Raw genomic sequence first — 17,326 nt, 5'->3', positions numbered from 1 at the left:
GCAGTCTGCCGCAGAATTGCCGGCCCCAAGACGGTGCGGAACCCGCATTCCCTCGGAAGTAGGGTCTGCGTCATGACCGACACCGCTTCCGTCCACGACCTCCTGGAGCAGATCCAGGGGCACGGGGCGTGGGCGGTCATCCGGCGAAAGGCCGCGCCCACCGCGGGCCTGGTCGGTGGCACGCCGCACGAGGTCGCGAGCCTGCTCGACATCCCCCTGGAGACCGGTGCGCCCGAGCCGGGGCGCAGCGCCGACCGGCTCGTCGCGGTGCCGTTCCGCCAGGTGCGCGAGCGCGGCTTCGCCGCCATCGACGACGGCACCCCGCTGACGGTGGTCGACATCGAGGTCGAGCACGAGGTGTCGGTGGACGACCTGCTCGCGGCGCTGCCCGACGTGCCGGTGGAGCTCGCCGACCGCGGCGGGTTCGCCACCAGCGACGACGACTACGAGCGGGTGGTCGAGGCGATCATCCGCGACGAGATCGGGCAGGGCGAGGGTGCCAACCTCGTCATCGGCCGGCACTACCGCGCGGTCCTCGCCGACTGGGACGCCTCGCGCGCCCTGACGGTGTTCCGCCGGCTGCTCGAGCGCGAGCGCGGGGCCTACTGGACCTTCGTCTTCTTCACCGGCGACCGCTTCCTCATCGGCGCGAGCCCCGAGCGGCACGTGTCGGTGCGCTCGGGCGACGTGCGGATGAACCCCATCTCCGGCACCTTCCGGGTCGCGGGGCACGGCGACGCGCTCAAGGAGCGGCTGCTCGACTTCCTCGCCGACGAGAAGGAGGTCTTCGAGCTCTTCATGGTGGTCGACGAGGAGCTCAAGATGATGTGCGACATCTGCCACGAGGGCGGGCAGGTGCTGGGCCCCTTCCTCAAGCCGATGACCCACCTCATCCACACCGAATACCTCCTCGCGGGGCGCTCCGAGCGCGACCACCGCGAGATCCTGCGCGACACGATGTACGCCGCCACGGTCACGGGCGCGCCGGTCGAGAACGCCTGCCGGCTGATCGCCGACTACGAGCCCGAGGGCCGGGGCTACTACGGCGCGGCCCTGGCGCTCTTCGGCCGCTCGCCCGACGGCACGCCCACCATGGACAGCCCGATCCTGATCCGCACCGCCGACGTCTCGCCGGCGGGCGAGCTCAAGGTCACCGCCGGGGCGACGCTCGTGCGCGACTCCGACCCGGCCTACGAGGTCGCCGAGACCCGCGCCAAGGCCGGCGGCATCCTCAGCGCCTTCGGGCTCGCGCCCGCGGCCGGCTCCGACGGCACCGACATCGCCGAGCTGGCCCGCGACGAGGACGTCCTGCTCGCCCTCGGCTCGCGCAACCAGCGGCTCTCGCGCTTCTGGCTCACCGACCAGGCGGGCGAGCCCGCCGACCCGGGCCTGGCGGGGCGGAGCGCGGTGATCCTGCACGGCGAGGACGACTTCGTGAACATGCTCGTCCACGTGCTCGGCGTCTTCGGGATGACGTCGCGGGTGGTGCGGCACGAGGACTACGAGCCGGGTGCCTTCGACGGCGCCGACCTGGTGATCGTCGGCCCCGGACCGGGTGACCCCCGCGAGGGCGAGCACCCCAAGATCGCGTCGTTCCGCCGCGCGGTCGACGACCTGCTCGCCTCCGGGCAGCCCTTCCTCGCGGTGTGCCTGGGCCACCAGACCCTGTGCCAGCGCCTGGGCCTCGACCTCGCCTACAAGGACGTCGTCTTCCAGGGCACCCAGTCGCCGGTGCGGCTCGACGGGCGCACGGAGCGGGTGGGCTTCTACAACACCTTCGTCGGCCGGGTGCCGGCCGGCTTTGCCCTCCCCGACGGCACTCTGCCTCATGGACTGCGTGTGGAGGCCGATGAGACGACCGGCGACATCCACGCGATCGTCGGGCCGCACTTCCGCGGCATCCAGTTCCACGCCGAGTCGATCCTCACCGAGAACGGCTACGACCTGCTGCACACGGCGGTCCGCGACCTCCTGACCTGATCCGCGGCTCCCGTGCGCTATTGTCTAGTCAACGACTAGACATTCGTTCGGCGTGGCAGGCAACCCCACCGCGCCGGGGGACGTCACTCTGGGTAGTCGGCAGGACATGACGGGGGAGACGTGCAGCACTTCAGGGGAGCGTGGGTGGGCCTGTGCCTGCTCGCGGTGATGGCGGCGGGTGCGGCCTGCGGGGCGCCGGGAGGTGCCGGGCCGGACGGCGCCCGCCCCCCGCGTACGACGAGCAGCGCGGCGGCGGTCGGTGAGCTGCAGCCCGCGGCCGCCCGCGCGAAGCGCCCCAACGTCGTCGTGGTGATGCTCGACGACTTCTCGATGGACCTCGTGCAGACGATGCGGTCGGTGCAGCGGATGCGGCGCACGGGCGCGAGCTATCCGCACTCCTTCGTCACCGACTCGCTGTGCTGCGTGTCGCGCTCGAGCTTCTTCACCGGGCAGTACCCCCACCAGACCGGCGTGCGCACCAACACGTCCCACCAGGGCACCTCGACGCTGGGTGGCTGGCCGGCCTACGACACCCACGGCAATCCCGAGCGCGCCTTCAACGTGCGCCTGCAGGAGGCCGGCTACACCACCGGCTTCGTCGGCAAGTTCCTCAACGAGTACGAGTGGTCGCCCGGTCGCGCGCTCCCGCCCGTCGTGCCGGGCTGGACGACGTTCGACACGGTCTTCGGCTCGGCCTACGACGGGTGGGACTTCGCCAGCACCTCGCTCGTCGACCAGCGGCTGCGGCTCACCCAGCACCCGGCGCCGCCGGCGAGCGCGAGCGACCGCGCCAAGGACAAGGCCTACGCCGGCACCGTGATCGGCGACCTCGCGATGGACTTCCTGCGCGACGGCGAGGCCTCCGACGCGCCCTACTTCCTCGAGGTCGCCGTCTACGCCCCGCACAACCGTGTGAACGCCGAGGGCCACTACCCCGGTGACCCGCTCTTCCCGGCGGCGTTCCGCGACCGCGAGAGCGAGCGCAGCTGTGGTCGGGTCGCCTGCCGCAAGCTCACGACCGCAGACCTCCCCGGCTCCGGCGACTCCCGCACGGACAACCGCCCGCGCCTGGCCGACGGCAGCCGCGCCCGCGCGTGGAACACCGTCCGCACGCTGCCGGCCCCGCTCGCCGTGCGCGACCTGCGGGACCGCGCGCGGATGGCGCAGTCCGCCGACCGGCTGGTCTCGAAGATCCTGCGCACCGTCGGCCCGAACACCTACGTCGTGCTCACCTCCGACAACGGCTTCCACCTCGGCCAGCTCGGGCTCGGCCGCGGGAAGGGGACGCCGTACGACACCGACGTGCGGGTGCCGCTGCTCGTCACCGGACCGGGCGTGGTGCCCGGCGCGCGCGGCGAGGTCACGAGCAACATCGACCTCGCCCCGACCTTCGAGGAGCTCGCGGGACTGGCACCCGCGCCCTGGCGCAGCGGCGTCTCGCTGGCGCCGACCTTCGCCCAGCCGGGCCTGGTGCGCCAGCGCTACGCCTTCCTCGAGCACACCCAGCAGACCCTGACCGGGGGCGACCCCGACGCGGCGTTCAGCGGTGCCGAGCTCGACCGGATCCCCTCCTTCACCGCGGTGCGCAGCCGCACCGCGCTGCTGGCCCGCTTCGACCTCGACCCCCGCCCGAACGAGGTCACGTGGGGCTACGAGTACTACTCGTTGAAGAAGGACCGCTTCGAGCGCCGCAACACCTTCGCCAGCCCCCGGCACCAGCAGGACGTGGCCGCGCTGCTGGCCCGGCTCGCGGCCTTCGACACCTGCACCCAGGCCGGCGACGAGGCGGTGCCCGACGCCTGCCGAGCCGTGCGGCAGTAGCCCGCGCGGGCACTACTGTCGCTCCGTGCAGCCGGACGTGATCGTGGTGGACCACCACGACTCCTACACGTGGAACCTGGTGCACCTCGTCGCGTCGGTGACGGGCGTCCTCCCGCGGGTCGTGCAGCACGACGAGGTCTCCGCGGCCGACGTGCTGCGGCACTCCCACGTGGTCCTCTCGCCCGGGCCCGGTCACCCGTCGGTCGCCTCCGACTTCGCCGTCGGCACCGAGGTGCTGCTCGCCGGCAGCCGCCCGGTGCTCGGGGTGTGCCTGGGCATGCAGGGGCTCGTGACGGCGTACGGCGGCCGGGTGGAGCGGGTGCGGCCCGCGCACGGCGAGGTGGCTGCGATCCGGCACGACGGCCTCGGGATCTTCGCAGGCGTCCCGCAGGACTTCGCGGCCGTGCGCTACCACTCGCTCGCCGTCACCGCCCTCCCGGAGCACCTCACGGCGACCGCGTGGAGCGAGGACGGCGTCGTGATGGGCGTGCGGCACCTCGACCTGCCGCTCGAGGGCGTGCAGTTCCACCCCGAGTCGATCCTGTCCGAGCACGGCGAGGCGATGATCAGGAGCTTCCTGTCATGAAGGTCGACCCTGCTTCCTTCTTCGCTGACGTGGCTGCGCGCCACGCGCGGTGCTTCTGGCTCGACGGCGGCGGCGCCCGCGACTGGTCGGGGCGGCGCTCGCTCATCGGCTGGCTCGACGACGACGACGAGTCGCTGTCGTTCTCCGCGGCCCGGCGCGAGGTCTCCCTCCACGCCGGCGGCACCACGACCGTCGTCGGCGACGACGTCTTCGCCGTGCTCGAGTCGAGGCTGCGCGCGGGCGAGCAGTGGTTCGGCTACCTCGGCCACGCCGCGCGCACCGACCTCCCCGCCGCCCCCGACCCGCTCCTGCCCGACGCGGTGTGGATGCGGCCGCGGGGGGTGCGGGTGTTCGAGCACGCCGCGCCTCCTGCGCCTGCGTCGGGATCCCCGGTCAGCCGGGGATCCCTGAACTTGTCGGCCGGTGCAACGCCTGACAACGTCAGGGAAAGGCCGACAAGCCAGTACGCCGACGCCTTCGCGCGCGTCCAGGAGCACCTCCACGCCGGCAACTCCTACGAGGTCAACCTCACCCACCGGCTGACCCGGCGCTCCGGCCTCGACCCGCTGACGGCGTACCTCCGGCTCCGCGAGCTCAACCCGGCGCCGTACTCGGGGTTCCTCCAGCACGACGTCGACGGCGCGCGGGGCTGGCTGCTCTCGAGCTCGCCGGAGCGCTACGCCGTCATCACCGCCGACCGGCACCTGGAGACCAAGCCGATCAAGGGCACGACGCCGCGCGGCGCGACGCCGGCCGAGGACGAGGCGCTGCGCGAGCGCCTCGCGACCGAGGTGAAGACCCGCGCCGAGAACCTCATGATCGTCGACCTCCTGCGCAACGACCTGTCCCAGGTCTGCGAGGTGGGCTCGGTGGAGGTGCCGTCGCTCATGCAGGTCGAGACCTACGAGTCGGTGCACCAGCTCGTCTCCACGGTCCGCGGCCGGCTGCGCGACGAGGTGTCGACGATCGCTGCGCTGCGCGCGCTCTTCCCGGCGGGCTCGATGACGGGGGCGCCCAAGCTGCGGACCATGGAGATCATCGAGGAGGTCGAGTCGACGCCCCGCGGGGTGTACGCCGGCGCGTTCGGCTGGATCAGCGGCGACGGCCCGGCCGACCTCGGGGTCGTCATCCGCTCGCTGACGACCGACGGCAGCGGCACCTGGATGCTCGGCACCGGCGGCGGCATCACGGTGAAGTCCGACGTCGCCGAGGAGTGGGCCGAGGCGGGCTGGAAGGCGGAGCGGCTGCTCAGGGTGTTCGACGGAGAGCCGCTGTAACGCCGGGTCAGGGCTTGTACCCACCCCCGTGCACGGGGGTGGGTAGGTGCACTAACCCGGCGTTACAGCGGGGACGCCAGGGATCCACAGGCTGAACCGCGCGCCACCTGCCGGCGACTGCGACGCCTCCACCCGACCGCCGTGGCGGTCGACGACCTGGCGCACGATCGCCAGCCCGAGCCCGGAGCCGGGCATCGCCCGCGACTCCTCGGCGCGGTAGAACCGCTCGAACACGTGGGGCCGGTCGGCCTCGGCGATGCCGGTGCCCTCGTCGTCGACGGTGAGCACGCCGCCGACGAGCCGGACCGTCACGGTGCCCTCGGCGGGGCTCCACTTGCCGGCGTTGTCGAGCAGGTTGGTCACCGCGCGCTCCAGCGTGCTGGAGTCGCCGACGACCGGCCACGGCTCGAGGTCGACGTCGAAGGCCACGCCGTGCGCGCGGCGGCGCACGCGGGTCACGGCACGCTCGACGACCTCGGCGAGGTCGACCTCCGCCACCACGTGGGTCGTGGGCTCGTCACGCGCCAGCTCGACCAGGTCGCCGACCAGGGCGCTGAGCTCCTCGATCTGGCCGCGCACGTCGTCGAGGAGCTCGAGTCGGGCCTCGGCGGGGAAGGCGGTGTTGCCCTCGGCCTGGCGCAGCAGGTCGAGGTTGGTGCGCAGCGAGGTCAGCGGCGTGCGCAGCTCGTGGCTCGCGTCGGCGACGAGCCGGCGCTGCCGGTCGCGCGACGCCCCGAGCGCCAGCAGCATCTGGTTGAAGGCGGTCGCCAGTCGCGCGACCTCGTCGTCACCCTCGATCCGCAGGGGCCTCAGGTCCTCGGTGACCGCGATGCGCTCGACCGCGGAGGTGAGCCGGCGCACCGGCCGCAGCCCGTTGCGCGCGACCATCCACCCGATCAGCAGCGCGGCGAGCACGCCGAGGGCACCGAAGACGAAGAGCACGCCGCCGAGCTTCTCCAGCGTGCGGTCGTTGGGGGCGAGGGGCTGGGCGAGGATCAGCGCCTGCCCGCTGTTGGCCTGCACGGTGGCCACGCGGAAGCGCTCGCCCTCGCGGGTCACGATCGTGCGCACCGCCGAGTCGCGGCGGCCGGTCGCGACGTCGTACTCCGGCTGCCCGAGGGTGAAGTCGGGGACGTCGTCGCCCGTCATCGCCTTGCCCTCGGCGGTGATGAAGATGATGCGGACGTCGGCCGCGCCGAGCATCCACGCCGGTGCGCCGCGCGCGGTGATCTCCGACAGCGTGGTGAACGCCGTCGCCTTGTGCGCCCGGTTGAGCAGCGACTGGTCGAGCGAGCTCATCAGCTGCGCGCGCATCACCACGAAGGCCGTGAAGGCCAGCACGGCGATCGAGAGACCGATCGCCACCGTGGTGAGCACGGCCACCCGGGAGGCCAGCGAGCGCCGGTAGTGCCAGCGCCCGTCGGGCCACGTGGCGGTGGAGCTCATGATTCCTTCAGCACGTAGCCGACGCCGCGCACCGTCTGGATCAGCCGCGGCTCGCCCTCGGCCTCGGTCTTGCGGCGCAGGTAGCCGACGTAGACCTCGAGGGAGTTGGCGCTGGTCGGGAAGTCGTAGCCCCAGACCTCCTCGAGGATGAAGGAGCGGTCGAGCACGCGTCGCGGGCGGCGCAGGAACATCTCCAGCAGGGTGAACTCGGTGCGGGTCAGCTCGATCGCCCGGCCGCCGCGCGAGACGTCGCGGCTCGCGACGTCCATCGTCAGGTCGGCGAAGGTCAGCACCTCGCCGTCGGCGCCGTCCTCGGGCACCACCCGGCGCAGCAGGGCGCGCAGCCGGGCCAGCAGCTCCTCGAGCGCGAACGGCTTGGTGAGGTAGTCGTCGGCGCCGGCGTCGAGGCCCTCGACCCGGTCGCCGACCGCGTCGCGCGCCGTCAGCACCAGCACCGGTACGTCGTTGCCCGCCGCGCGCAGCGCACGCGTGGTCTCGATGCCGTCGAGGCGCGGCATCATCACGTCGATCACCACCACGTCGGGGTGCTGCGCGCCCACGGCGACCAGGCCCTCGGCACCGTCGGCGGCCAGCGCCACCTCGTAGCCGTTGAACTCCAGCGAGCGGCGCAGCGAGTCGCGCACGGCGCGGTCGTCGTCGACGACCAGCACGCAGGGCTTGGACTCGCTCACGGGCACATCACGACTGCAAGGATGCCAGTCGTGCCTGAGCGCACGCTGAAGATCGGGTGAGGGTCAGGCGTAGCGCGCCGCGACGCTGCCGGCCCGGGCGCCGTAGCCCCCGCCGAACATGCAGGCGTGCACGAGCAGCGGGAAGAGCTGGTGCAGGCCGAGGCGGTCCTCCCAGCCGTCGGCCAGCGGGTGCGCCTCGTCGTACGCCGCCATCGCGCGCGGCAGGTGCGTGAGGCCGAAGAGGTGCAGCATCGCGAGGTCGACCTCGCGGTGACCGCCGTAGGCGGCGGGGTCGATGACGTGGATGGCCAGGTCCTGGCCCCACAGGCAGTTGCCGTTCCAGAGATCTCCGTGCAGCCGCGAGGGTGCCTCGTCGGGGAGCAGCTCGGTGAGCCGGCCGACGACCGCCTCGACCGCCGCGGCGTCGGAGTCGGTGATCGCGCCGCGGTCGCGCGCGAGCTTGAGGTAGGGCAGGAGCCGGCGCACGGCGTAGAACTCCGCCCACGAGCCGGCCGTGCGGTTGGGCAGCGGGAGGCGGCCGATGAAGCCGTCGTGGTCGAGGCCCCAGCCGTCGGCGCCGGCCGCGTGGGTGACGGCGAGCTGCTGGCCGAAGGTGGTGGCCGCCTCGACCGGCGTCTTCGGGCCCTGCTCGACCCAGGCGAGGATGAGGCAGTCGCTCGCGGCGGCGAGGACCTCTGGCACCGGGACGCCGCCGTCGACCTCTCCCAGCCACGCCAGGCCCGCGGCCTCGGCCTCGAAGAAGCCCTCCGGTGCGTGCGGGAGCGTCTTCATCAGCGCGGTCTGGCCGCTGGAGAGCCGCAGCCGGGTCGCGGTGGCGATGTCACCGCCGGCGACCGGTGAGGTCGCGACGACCGACGAGCCGAGGAGCTCCTCGGCCCGACGGGCGATGATCGGCTGACGAGCCATCAGTCCCGGCCCGCCAGGGCGTCGCGCAGTGCAGCGACGATCGCGTCGCTCGTGCGCTCGACCATCGCCAGCACCTCCTCGAACCCGTCGGCCCCACCGTAGTACGGGTCGGGGACCTCGCCCCCGGGATCGACCGGATCGAGGTCGCGGAACAGCCCGACACGCGCGCTGCGCCCGCCCACGTCGGCGAGGTTGGCCTCGTCCATGACCAGGACTACGTCGTGGGTGTCGGGGCGCGCGGCGTCGTACTGCCGGGCGCGGTGCCGCGTCGGGTCGTAGCCGGCGCCGGTCAGTGTTGCGGCGGCGCGCTCGTCCATCGGGTTGCCGACGTGCCAGCCGCCGGTGCCCGACGAGGTGACCTCGACACGGTCGTCGAGGCCGGCGTCGGCGATCCGGCTCTCCAGCACGACGTGGGCCGTGGGCGAGCGGCAGATGTTGCCCAGGCACACCAGCTCGATGCGGTAGGTCCCTGCGGTGCGGGGCGGGGGGAGGCTCGGCAAACCGGGTCAGTCCCGCGCCGGGAGGGCGGCGCGGACGCCCCAGCCGACGATGGTGACGATGACCGCGCCCACGAGGGCGTTCCAGAAGCCGCCGACGTGGAAGCCGAGGTCGAAGGCCTGCGCGAGGCGGGCGGTGAGCAGCAGCATGAGCGCGTTGATGACGAGCAGCAGGAAGCCGAGGGTGAGGATGATGAACGGCAGCGACAGCAGCTTGACGACCGGCTCGACGAACGTCGACACCAGGCCCAGGATCAGCGCCACGACGAGCAGCGGCACGATCTTCTCCTGCACCTCGGCCTGGCCGGCCGCGGGTCCGTCGAACCGGATCCCGTCCAGCAGCTGGGCTGCCACCGCCAGGCCGACCGCGTAGGTCAGCAACCACGTCACGAAGCGCATGCCCCGACCATAGCCAACGTGCGTCGTCCACCGTCCCCGCTCTAGCCTCACCGGGTGGTCAGGATCGGCGGCACCGGCGTGATGGTGCTGGGCGCCCTCGTGGCCGCCGTGCTGGGCGTGCTCCTCGCCGTGGCGCTGCGCCGGCGGCTCGGCCCCGTCACGGCCGTCGCGGTCGCGGGGCTGCTCTGGTCGCTCGTCGCGATCGCGCTGGTGACGCTCGTGCCGACCCGCCCCGACGTCGGGATCGTGCCGGCCGACACGCGCAGCGAGTCGTGCTCGTGGGACTACGGCGGCCCGTCGGGCACCACGTTCGAGGTGCTCGGCCTCGACCAGCGCACCCTCAACGTGCTGCTCTTCGTGCCGGCCGGCATCTTCCTGGTGCTCGCCGCGGGACGGTGGTGGTCGGGGCTGGTGCTCGCCCCGCTCGGCCTCGCGCTGCTGGCGGCGTACAGCCTGGGGATCGAGCTCACCCAGCTCCAGCTCGCGCGCCTCGACCGCGCCTGCGACGTGACGGACCTCGTCGACAACGTGCTCGGTGCCGGGATCGGGTCGCTCGTCGGGCTCCTCCTGCTGCCGGTGCTCAGGCCGTGGCGCGGGCGGCTCACTAAGGTGCGGACATGAGCTCTCCCCAGCCGCGGCCCAACGTGCTCGCCATCCCTGCCTACGTCGCCGGCAAGCCGCCGGTCGCCCGCGAGGGGCTGACGTCCTACAAGCTGTCGTCCAACGAGAACCCCTACCCGCCGCTGCCCGGCGTGCTCGAGGCCGCCCACGCCGCCGCGGCGGAGATGAACCGCTACCCCGACATGGGCAGCTCCGCGCTCTACGCCGCGCTCGGCGAGGCGATGGGCGTGCCGACCGACGACCTCGCCGCCGCCACCGGCTCGGTCGCGCTGATCTACCAGCTCGTCAACGCCTTCTGCGACGCCGGCGACGAGGTCGTCTACGCCTGGCGCTCCTTCGAGGCCTACCCGATCGCGGTCACCGCCGGCGGCGCCACCAGCGTGCAGGTGCCGCTGCTGCCCGACGGGCACCACGACCTCGACGCGATGGCCGCGGCCGTCACCGACCGCACCAAGGTCGTCATCGTCTGCACGCCCAACAACCCCACCGGGCCTGCCGTCACCCAGCCCGAGCTCGACGCCTTCCTCGCGAAGGTGCCCTCCCACGTGGTCGTCGTGGTCGACGAGGCCTACCTCGAGTTCGTCCGCATGGACGACGCGGTCGACGGCATCGCGACCTACCGCCGCCACGACAACGTGGTGCTGACGCGCACGTTCTCCAAGGCCTACGGGCTGGCCGGCTTCCGGGTCGGGTACGCCGTCGCGCCGGCGCCGCTGGCCGCCGCGCTGCGTGCGGTCTCGCTGCCGTTCGGCGTGAGCCACGTCGCCCAGGCCGCCGCGATCGCCTCGCTGGAGGCGCAGGACGAGCTGTTCGCGCGGGTCTCCGACCTCGTCGAGCGACGCGCCGACCTCGTCGCCCGACTGCGCGAGGTGGGCTGGGAGCTCCCCGACGCGCAGGGCAACTTCGTGTGGTTCCCCCTCGGCGACCGCGCCCTCGACTTCGCCGCGGCCTGCGGCGAGGTCGGGATCTCGGTGCGGCCCTTCGCCGGAGACGGCGTACGGGTCAGCATCGGGGAGGCCGAGGCCTTCGACCGCGTGGTCGAGGTGGCGGCGCGCTTCGCACCCTGATCGCTCTTGGGGCGGTGCGTGAGGCGGGTTCTGAGGCCTGACAACCCCCCTCACACACCGCTCGGAACCGTTCGATCGGACCAGCGGTGCGTGAGGCGGGTTTCGGTGAGCCAGAAGCCGCCTCACACACCGCTCGGGACAGAGCCGGGCGCCCGGTCCATCGTGCGGAACGACGGCACCCGGGTCGGCGCCATCGTGGTGACGAGGTAGACCGCGCCCGCGACCAGCAGGGCCGGTGAGATGCCGAGGCCGGTGACCGCGAGCCCGCCGAGGATCCCGCCGAGCGGCATCAGCGACCAGCAGATCGCGGTGTTGAGCGACGACACGCGCCCGAGCAGCGGCGCGGGGATGCGCTCGAGGATGACCGCGCCCAGGATCGGGTTGAGGAAGCCCGACGCGACGCCCGCCACCGCGGTCACGACGAAGACCGCCCACACCGGCGACTCGAGCGCCATCGCGACGAAGCGCGGCGCCCCCGCGACGAGGAACGCGAGCACGTAGGTGCGGAAGCGCGGCAGCGTCTCGCCCCACCGCGCGGCGGTGAGCGCACCGACGACCGACGCCCCGCTCATCACCGCGAACAGGCTGCCGAGCACCGCGACGCCCGCGCCGGACTCCTTGGCCCACACCGGCGAGAGGACCGCGGTCCAGGCCTGGTCGACGAGGTTGGTCACCGCGACCATCGCGCAGATCGCGATCAGCACCGGTTCGGTGCGCAGGAAGTCCCAGCCCTGCCGCAGCTCGGTGGCGTACGACGTGGGGTGCACGTCGGCCTCCGGCGGGACCGGCCGGCCCAGCCCGCGCGTCGCCAGGCCGAAGACCACGAAGGACACGACGAACGACGCGGCGTCGACGTAGAGCGCGTCGGCCGCGCCGACGCCTGCCACCAGCAGGCCCGCGAGGGCGGCGCCGGCCATCGTGGAGGTCCGCTCCACCGCCGACGCCAGGCCCGACACCCGCTCCAGAGACCAGCCGGCCACGCGCGCGAGTTCGGGGCTCATCGCGGCCTTGCCGGCGTCGCCCGGCCCCCGCAGCGCGCCGGCGGCCGCGACCAGCACCAGCAGGGTGGGGAAGGAGAGCAGGCCGAGCCCGTGCAGGACCGGGATCGTGGCGACGACGACGGCCGAGACCAGGTCGCACGCGAGCGTCACGCGTCGCGGGCCGACCCGGTCGAGCAGCGGGCCGCCGAGGGCCTTGAGCAGCACGAGCGGGGTGATCTCGGCGGCCGCGACCAGCCCGGTCTGGGTCGCCGATCCGGTCGTCGACAGCACGAACCACGGGATGGCGATCATGGAGATCCGCGTGCCGACGAAGGAGACGCCCTCGGCGACCAGGCCGCCGACCAGCGGCGTACGCCGGGTCGCGGGGGCCACCGCGGTCGTCATGCCTGCTCCCCGGTGTCGAGCTCGCCGGGGCGGAGGTAGGCGTTGAGGTTGACCACGAAGCCTGCCGCGCCCTCCTCCTCGGTCTCCTCGACGTCCTCGATGAGGGTGGTGAGCGCCTCGACGAGCGCCTTGGCGCGCGCCGGGGTGAGGGAGAACTGCCAGTCGCTGAGCGTGCTCACGCCCTGCCACTCCTCGGGGTAGAACCGCAGCTCGGAGACGACCGTGCGCAGCCGCTCGCCGTAGATCATCGCGACGGTGCCGAGGTAGGCCTCGACGTCGTCGGTGATGTCGTCGCCGCGGAACTCGGTGCGCGTGGCGTCGTGCGTCGCGCGCCACCAGCGGTCGCGGGCGTTGCCGCGCTCGGTGTCCTCCTCGATGAAGCCGTGCTGCGCGAGCTGGCGCAGGTGGTACGACGTCGCGCCGGTGTTGAGGTCGAGGCGCCTGGCGAGGGTGGTCGCGGTGGCCGCGCCCTCGGCACGCAGCAGCCCGAGCATCCGCAGGCGCACGGGGTGGCTCAGCGCGCGGAGGCCGGCGATGTCGGGGGTGATGGCGGAGGTCGGCTTCACGGGACCAGCGTAGGACTGCAAAGAGTTATTTGCAAACACTTCTTTGGAGTCTGCATGGCCCGGTGGCTATGGTTGAAGCGTGAACGACACGGCGACCTACACCAAGCAGGGCGAGCCCTTCGAGCGCGACATGTCCTACCTCCCCGACCGGGTGCTGGCCGGCGAGCGGTCGGCGGACCCGCTCGACGACGCCTTCCCCAGCGGGTCCAAGGACAGCCCCCGCGACGTGGAGCGCTGGCCCGTCGAGCCCGGGCGCTACCGCCTCGTGGCCGCCCGCGCTTGCCCGTGGGCCCACCGCTCGATCATCGTGCGCTCGCTGCTCGGCCTGGAGGACGTCATCTCGTGGGGTGCTCCGGGCCCGACCCACGACGCGCGCAGCTGGACCTTCGACCTCGACGAGGGTGGGCGCGACCCGGTGCTGGGCATCGAGCGGCTGCAGGAGGCCTACTTCGCGCGGCAGCCCGACTACCCGCGCGGCATCACGGTGCCGGCGCTGGTCGACGTACCTTCCGGCAAGGTCGTCACCAACGACTTCCCGCAGATCACCCACGACCTGTTCTTCGAGTGGCGCGAGCACCACCGCCCCGACGCCCCCGACCTCTGGCCCGCCGACCTCCGCGAGGAGATGGAGGCCGTCATGAAGCGTGTCTTCACCGAGGTCAACAACGGCGTCTACCGGTGCGGCTTCGCCGGCTCGCAGGAGGCCTACGACGAGGCCTACGAGCGGCTCTGGGCCGCGATGGACTGGCTCGAGGAGCGCCTGGGCCAGCGTCGCTTCCTCATGGGCGAGGCGATCACCGAGGCCGACGTGCGGCTCTTCACCACGCTGGTGCGCTTCGACGCGGTCTACCACGGGCACTTCAAGTGCAACCGCAACAAGCTCACCGAGATGCCGAACCTCTGGGGCTACGCCCGCGAGCTCTTCCAGACCCCCGGCTTCGGCGACGAGGTCGACCTCGACCAGATCAAGCGCCACTACTACGTCGTGCACACCGACATCAACCCCACGCAGATCGTGCCTGCCGGCCCGGACCCGGCCGTCTGGCACACCCCGCACGGCCGCGGGTGACGCACCTGATCCGTGCGTACGCCTGAGGCTGGCGGGGTTGTCGTGACGGGTGTTCTGTCAGGTTTTCCCACGCTCGGTCGAGGTTCGGTCAAGCAGCTCCTCAGGTAGGCCGGGGCTTCGTCGAAGTCCTGCCCGACCCGCGTGTCGGGACGGCACCGTGGTGACCACGGCTGCCGACAGGGGTGGCAGCCCTCGACCGATCCCGTCCGGGATCGACGGCCAGGGGAGCACACAGTGGGAGCTGCACACGGGACCGCGACGCGCCGCACGGCCGCGCGCACCGGACGCGCCGTCCGGCTCGCACCGGTGCTGCTCATCCTGCCCGCGCTCGCCCTCGACCCGGCCCCGGCCACCGCAGCGTCGTACGACGCCGGAGCCACGCCGACGACCACGGTCACCGCCGTGGGCCACGTCGACCGCTCCTACGCGTGGTCGCTGGAGAAGGCCGTCGACGCGACCACACGGTCGGTCGACGCCAGCGGTCGCGCGCGCTTCCACTACACCGTGACGGCCCGGGCCGGTGCGATGACCGAGTCCGGGTGGACGCTCTCCGGCGAGGCCACCGTCACCAGCTCCGGCACCTCCGCGACGACCTCCGACGTGTCGGTCGCCACCGACCTCGGCGGAGCGCCCACCTGCACCGTCACGGGTGGCGACGACGTCCTCGTGGGCGCGGGCGAGACGGTGACGCTGCCCTGGACGTGCTCGTTCGGCTCCGTCCCCGCGTCGTCCGGCACCGTCACGGCCACCGCGGCCTGGGACCCGGCGGGTGACGGCGTCGCGGCGACCTCCGAAGGCTCCGCGCCGGCGTCGTTCGTCGCCCGCGAGACCGACGCCACGGTCGCCGTCGTCGACGACCAGGGCGTCTCGGGCCAGCGCGTCGTCCTCGAGCCCGCGCTGGGCTGGGCGCCCGGGCTGGAGCGATCGTGGGCCTACGACCTCGCCCTCGCGGGGGGTGCGCCCGGTGCCTGCGCCAGCCACACCACCACCACGTCGATCGACCTGGCGAGCGGCGCTGCGAGCGCCTCGACCACCGTGCGGGCCTGCACGCCGGAGGTGCTGCCCGCGCAGGCGTTCGGCTCTCCGGTCGGCTCGGTCCGCGCGCGCTGCCGGGGCCGGGTGCGCGCCCGGATGGCGAACCGCTCCGGCGAGGTGGCCGTCTACGTCCTGCGGATCGGTGCCACGGTGCACCGCGTCGCGGTCGGGCCGCTGGCCAGCCGGTCCTTCGTCACGCGGGCCCGCGCCAACCAGAAGGTCACCCTGGAGGTCGACGGCCGTCGCCTCGACCGGATCCGGGTCCCGCAGCGCTGCGCGGCCTCGGTGTCGCTCGACGACCTGGGCCTGTGACGAGGCCTCCTCCGCCGTCCTCGACGGCACCCCCGCACTCCGGGTAGCAGTCCTGCTCCCGAGCCTCCACCCCATGGGAGGGAATCGGCGCCGACGGGTCACCCACGGGCCCGGCGGCGCCGCTTCAGCTGTGGCGTGGCCCAGCCCTGCGGGTGGGCCGGAAACCCGCATGGGAGCGGCATTTCGGGCGCTTGAGGGTGTCTGCCGAGCGACGCAGACCGACCCACTGGTCCGGCCCAAACACCGGTGTTCCTCCAAGTACGTCGAGGTTCCCTCAAGTCCTCTCGCAGATCCCCCGGTGCCTCGTCCAAGCCCCTATGTCACGCCCATTCCAGCGACGAGGCTTGTGCTTGCAGAAGTGCCGACGTCTTGGGGGCGACGGCAGATGCAGCCGGCGGTAGTTGGGGCGCCGGCTCCACGGCAATCGAAGGAACATCATGTCCAATTACTCTCGCCGCACCGTCGTACGAGGAGCCGCCTGGTCGGTCCCGGTCATCGCGATCGCGGCACCGATCCCGGCCTTCGCCACCTCGCACGAGCCGCCGCCGCCGGTCATCGACTTCGGCAGGGCATGCGGAAACACCGGATCCGTCGGGAAGGGGTGTGGCGGCAAGTTCACGCTCGAGGTCCCCCTCACGCTGAGCAACCCGGGATCCACCGCCATCATCTTCCAGATCACGGGCATGTTCACCAGCAACGTCGGACCGGCTCCCACCGGACCTGGCCCCGGCGTCTACAGCGGGGTTCGGGGCATCTTCGACACGCCCGGGCATGCGCCAGCGAACCAGAACCAGTGCACGCAGGTGGCCGCGCCGGCGCCCGGTTGTAGCGGTGGGGTAACTGGCGGCAGCGTCCTCGTCCCGGCTGGGACCATCGGCGAGACGTACTGGATCGAGTCCGCGCCGACTGGTTCTGCGGATGACTTCGCCTCGACCATCTATTGGAGTTTGCTCGACGCAGCCACCTGCGACGTCCTCAGCTCGGGCAACGCACAGACGGCCGGAGCCATCCAGCCGCAGAACTGCGTTGGTTCGTAGGGCTGCGTCGGCCCAAGCCGGGTCGCTCGTCTCCAAACTGGCCCGCGCACCGTCGTTCCAGGGGAACAACCGGTCGTTCGCGCCTCCGGCCATCACAGGAAGGAGTGCTCATGCGCCGCGCCGCATTGGCTCTCGTAGCCGTCGCACTCACAGTCGGTGGGTTGTCCGTCGGACAGCCCAGCGGGTCCTCCGCCGCTCCGGCGGGCGGGACCGTGCCCAGCACGGCCCTGCACGCCACGAGCAGCTGACGACCGTGTCTCAGCTCCCGATGGGCACGTGTGCCAATCGGGACGTGGGCACGAGCCCACGGCATGCTGGAGGTCCTGTCCACCACGCTCGCAAGATCCTGCATCCCGGCGTCGCGCCCGGCCCTCGTGGTCGGACGGGACGCCGGTCTGCGGTTCCCGAGCAGGAGGTGGCTGCCCCCAGCTCCGGGTAGCGCGTGGAGCTGCCCGTGCCTCCACCCCCCAATGGAGGCGAGCCGGCGTCGACGGGTCACCCACGAGCCCGTCGGCGCCGGCTCATCCGCATGCCCCGATAGTCCGTATCAAATGTGTCGGCCGCCACCACGGGGGACGACCCATTCGACACGGACTATCGGTGCACGGG

The 17,326-nt window shown here is 72.7% G+C and carries 16 protein-coding genes; 9 read left to right on the top strand and 7 right to left on the bottom strand.

Annotated elements, in window-relative coordinates; translation table 11 throughout:
- Positions 1-72: 72 nt before the first annotated feature.
- The 4 genes from ASG76_RS11760 to pabB all read left to right on the top strand — a co-directional run bounded on the left by ASG76_RS11760 (position 73) and on the right by pabB (position 5,664).
- The gene (locus tag ASG76_RS11760; RefSeq protein WP_056603190.1) at positions 73-1,980 is read left to right on the top strand and encodes an anthranilate synthase family protein; all 1,908 of its coding nucleotides are present in this window, start codon (positions 73-75) and stop codon (positions 1,978-1,980) included.
- A gap of 120 nt (positions 1,981-2,100) precedes the next feature.
- A complete protein-coding gene (locus tag ASG76_RS11755; protein ID WP_157559087.1) occupies positions 2,101-3,801 on the top strand; it encodes a sulfatase-like hydrolase/transferase in 1,701 nt (566 codons plus the stop codon).
- A gap of 25 nt (positions 3,802-3,826) precedes the next feature.
- Positions 3,827-4,387, top strand: a complete 561-nt coding sequence (locus ASG76_RS11750) for an anthranilate synthase component II (RefSeq protein ID WP_056603184.1) — start codon at positions 3,827-3,829, stop codon at positions 4,385-4,387.
- The gene (gene pabB, locus ASG76_RS11745) at positions 4,384-5,664 is read left to right on the top strand and encodes an aminodeoxychorismate synthase component I (RefSeq protein WP_056603181.1); all 1,281 of its coding nucleotides are present in this window, start codon (positions 4,384-4,386) and stop codon (positions 5,662-5,664) included. The genes ASG76_RS11750 and pabB overlap by 4 nt, the downstream gene beginning before the upstream one ends.
- A 51-nt stretch (positions 5,665-5,715) precedes the next feature.
- Here the strand turns inward: pabB and ASG76_RS11740 are convergent, their stop codons facing one another.
- The 5 genes from ASG76_RS11740 to ASG76_RS11720 all read right to left on the bottom strand — a co-directional run bounded on the left by ASG76_RS11740 (position 5,716) and on the right by ASG76_RS11720 (position 9,625).
- Positions 5,716-7,110 (bottom strand): sensor histidine kinase, encoded by a 1,395-nt coding sequence (locus ASG76_RS11740; protein WP_056603177.1) that lies wholly within the window; start codon positions 7,108-7,110, stop codon positions 5,716-5,718.
- Positions 7,107-7,802 (bottom strand): response regulator transcription factor, encoded by a 696-nt coding sequence (locus ASG76_RS11735; RefSeq protein WP_235529555.1) that lies wholly within the window; start codon positions 7,800-7,802, stop codon positions 7,107-7,109. The genes ASG76_RS11740 and ASG76_RS11735 overlap by 4 nt, the downstream gene beginning before the upstream one ends.
- Before the next feature lie 63 nt (positions 7,803-7,865).
- Positions 7,866-8,729, bottom strand: coding sequence for a fructosamine kinase family protein (locus ASG76_RS11730; protein WP_056603174.1), 864 nt, complete (start codon positions 8,727-8,729; stop codon positions 7,866-7,868).
- Positions 8,729-9,229 carry a low molecular weight protein-tyrosine-phosphatase gene (locus tag ASG76_RS11725; RefSeq protein ID WP_056603171.1) on the bottom strand — a complete coding sequence of 167 codons (501 nt, stop codon included), beginning with the start codon at positions 9,227-9,229 and terminating at the stop codon, positions 8,729-8,731. Before ASG76_RS11725 ends, ASG76_RS11730 begins: the two co-directional genes overlap by 1 nt.
- A gap of 6 nt (positions 9,230-9,235) precedes the next feature.
- Entirely contained in the window at positions 9,236-9,625 is a 390-nt protein-coding gene (locus ASG76_RS11720; protein ID WP_056603168.1) for a phage holin family protein, read from the bottom strand.
- A gap of 54 nt (positions 9,626-9,679) precedes the next feature.
- Between ASG76_RS11720 and ASG76_RS11715 the strand changes: the two genes are divergently transcribed.
- Together ASG76_RS11715 and ASG76_RS11710 are read left to right on the top strand one after the other, a co-directional pair.
- Positions 9,680-10,246, top strand: a complete 567-nt coding sequence (locus tag ASG76_RS11715) for a VanZ family protein (RefSeq protein ID WP_056603165.1) — start codon at positions 9,680-9,682, stop codon at positions 10,244-10,246.
- Positions 10,243-11,313: a histidinol-phosphate transaminase gene (locus tag ASG76_RS11710; protein ID WP_056603162.1), complete on the top strand. Its 1,071-nt coding sequence runs from the start codon at positions 10,243-10,245 to the stop codon at positions 11,311-11,313. The genes ASG76_RS11715 and ASG76_RS11710 overlap by 4 nt, the downstream gene beginning before the upstream one ends.
- A 122-nt stretch (positions 11,314-11,435) precedes the next feature.
- Here ASG76_RS11710 and ASG76_RS11705 read toward each other — a convergent pair whose 3' ends face one another.
- Together ASG76_RS11705 and ASG76_RS11700 are read right to left on the bottom strand one after the other, a co-directional pair.
- Positions 11,436-12,698, bottom strand: a complete 1,263-nt coding sequence (locus ASG76_RS11705) for an MFS transporter (protein WP_056603159.1) — start codon at positions 12,696-12,698, stop codon at positions 11,436-11,438.
- The gene (locus tag ASG76_RS11700; RefSeq protein WP_056603156.1) at positions 12,695-13,264 is read right to left on the bottom strand and encodes an ArsR/SmtB family transcription factor; all 570 of its coding nucleotides are present in this window, start codon (positions 13,262-13,264) and stop codon (positions 12,695-12,697) included. Before ASG76_RS11700 ends, ASG76_RS11705 begins: the two co-directional genes overlap by 4 nt.
- Before the next feature lie 79 nt (positions 13,265-13,343).
- Here ASG76_RS11700 and ASG76_RS11695 point away from each other — a divergent pair, with 79 nt between their 5' ends.
- From ASG76_RS11695 to ASG76_RS19110, 3 genes are all read left to right on the top strand, one after another.
- Positions 13,344-14,333, top strand: coding sequence for a glutathione S-transferase family protein (locus tag ASG76_RS11695; RefSeq protein WP_056603153.1), 990 nt, complete (start codon positions 13,344-13,346; stop codon positions 14,331-14,333).
- A 234-nt stretch (positions 14,334-14,567) separates the two neighbouring features.
- The gene (locus tag ASG76_RS11690; RefSeq protein ID WP_056603150.1) at positions 14,568-15,680 is read left to right on the top strand and encodes a hypothetical protein; all 1,113 of its coding nucleotides are present in this window, start codon (positions 14,568-14,570) and stop codon (positions 15,678-15,680) included.
- A 437-nt stretch (positions 15,681-16,117) separates the two neighbouring features.
- Entirely contained in the window at positions 16,118-16,717 is a 600-nt protein-coding gene (locus ASG76_RS19110) for a hypothetical protein (RefSeq protein ID WP_157559086.1), read from the top strand.
- Positions 16,718-17,326 lie beyond the last annotated feature (609 nt).

The organism is Nocardioides sp. Soil774 (assembly GCF_001428125.1).
Lineage (GTDB): Bacteria > Actinomycetota > Actinomycetes > Propionibacteriales > Nocardioidaceae > Nocardioides.
This window is presented reverse-complemented; position numbering and strand designations above follow the sequence as displayed.

Coding starts and splice junctions, on each gene's coding strand:
- ASG76_RS11710 (WP_056603162.1), top strand. CDS start 10,243: ATGAGCTCTCCCCAGCCGCGGCCCAACGTGCTCGCCATCCCTGCCTAC.
- ASG76_RS11740 (WP_056603177.1), bottom strand. CDS start 7,110: ATGAGCTCCACCGCCACGTGGCCCGACGGGCGCTGGCACTACCGGCGC.
- ASG76_RS11720 (WP_056603168.1), bottom strand. CDS start 9,625: ATGCGCTTCGTGACGTGGTTGCTGACCTACGCGGTCGGCCTGGCGGTG.
- pabB (WP_056603181.1), top strand. CDS start 4,384: ATGAAGGTCGACCCTGCTTCCTTCTTCGCTGACGTGGCTGCGCGCCAC.
- ASG76_RS11705 (WP_056603159.1), bottom strand. CDS start 12,698: ATGACGACCGCGGTGGCCCCCGCGACCCGGCGTACGCCGCTGGTCGGC.
- ASG76_RS11730 (WP_056603174.1), bottom strand. CDS start 8,729: ATGGCTCGTCAGCCGATCATCGCCCGTCGGGCCGAGGAGCTCCTCGGC.
- ASG76_RS11760 (WP_056603190.1), top strand. CDS start 73: ATGACCGACACCGCTTCCGTCCACGACCTCCTGGAGCAGATCCAGGGG.
- ASG76_RS19110 (WP_157559086.1), top strand. CDS start 16,118: ATGTCCAATTACTCTCGCCGCACCGTCGTACGAGGAGCCGCCTGGTCG.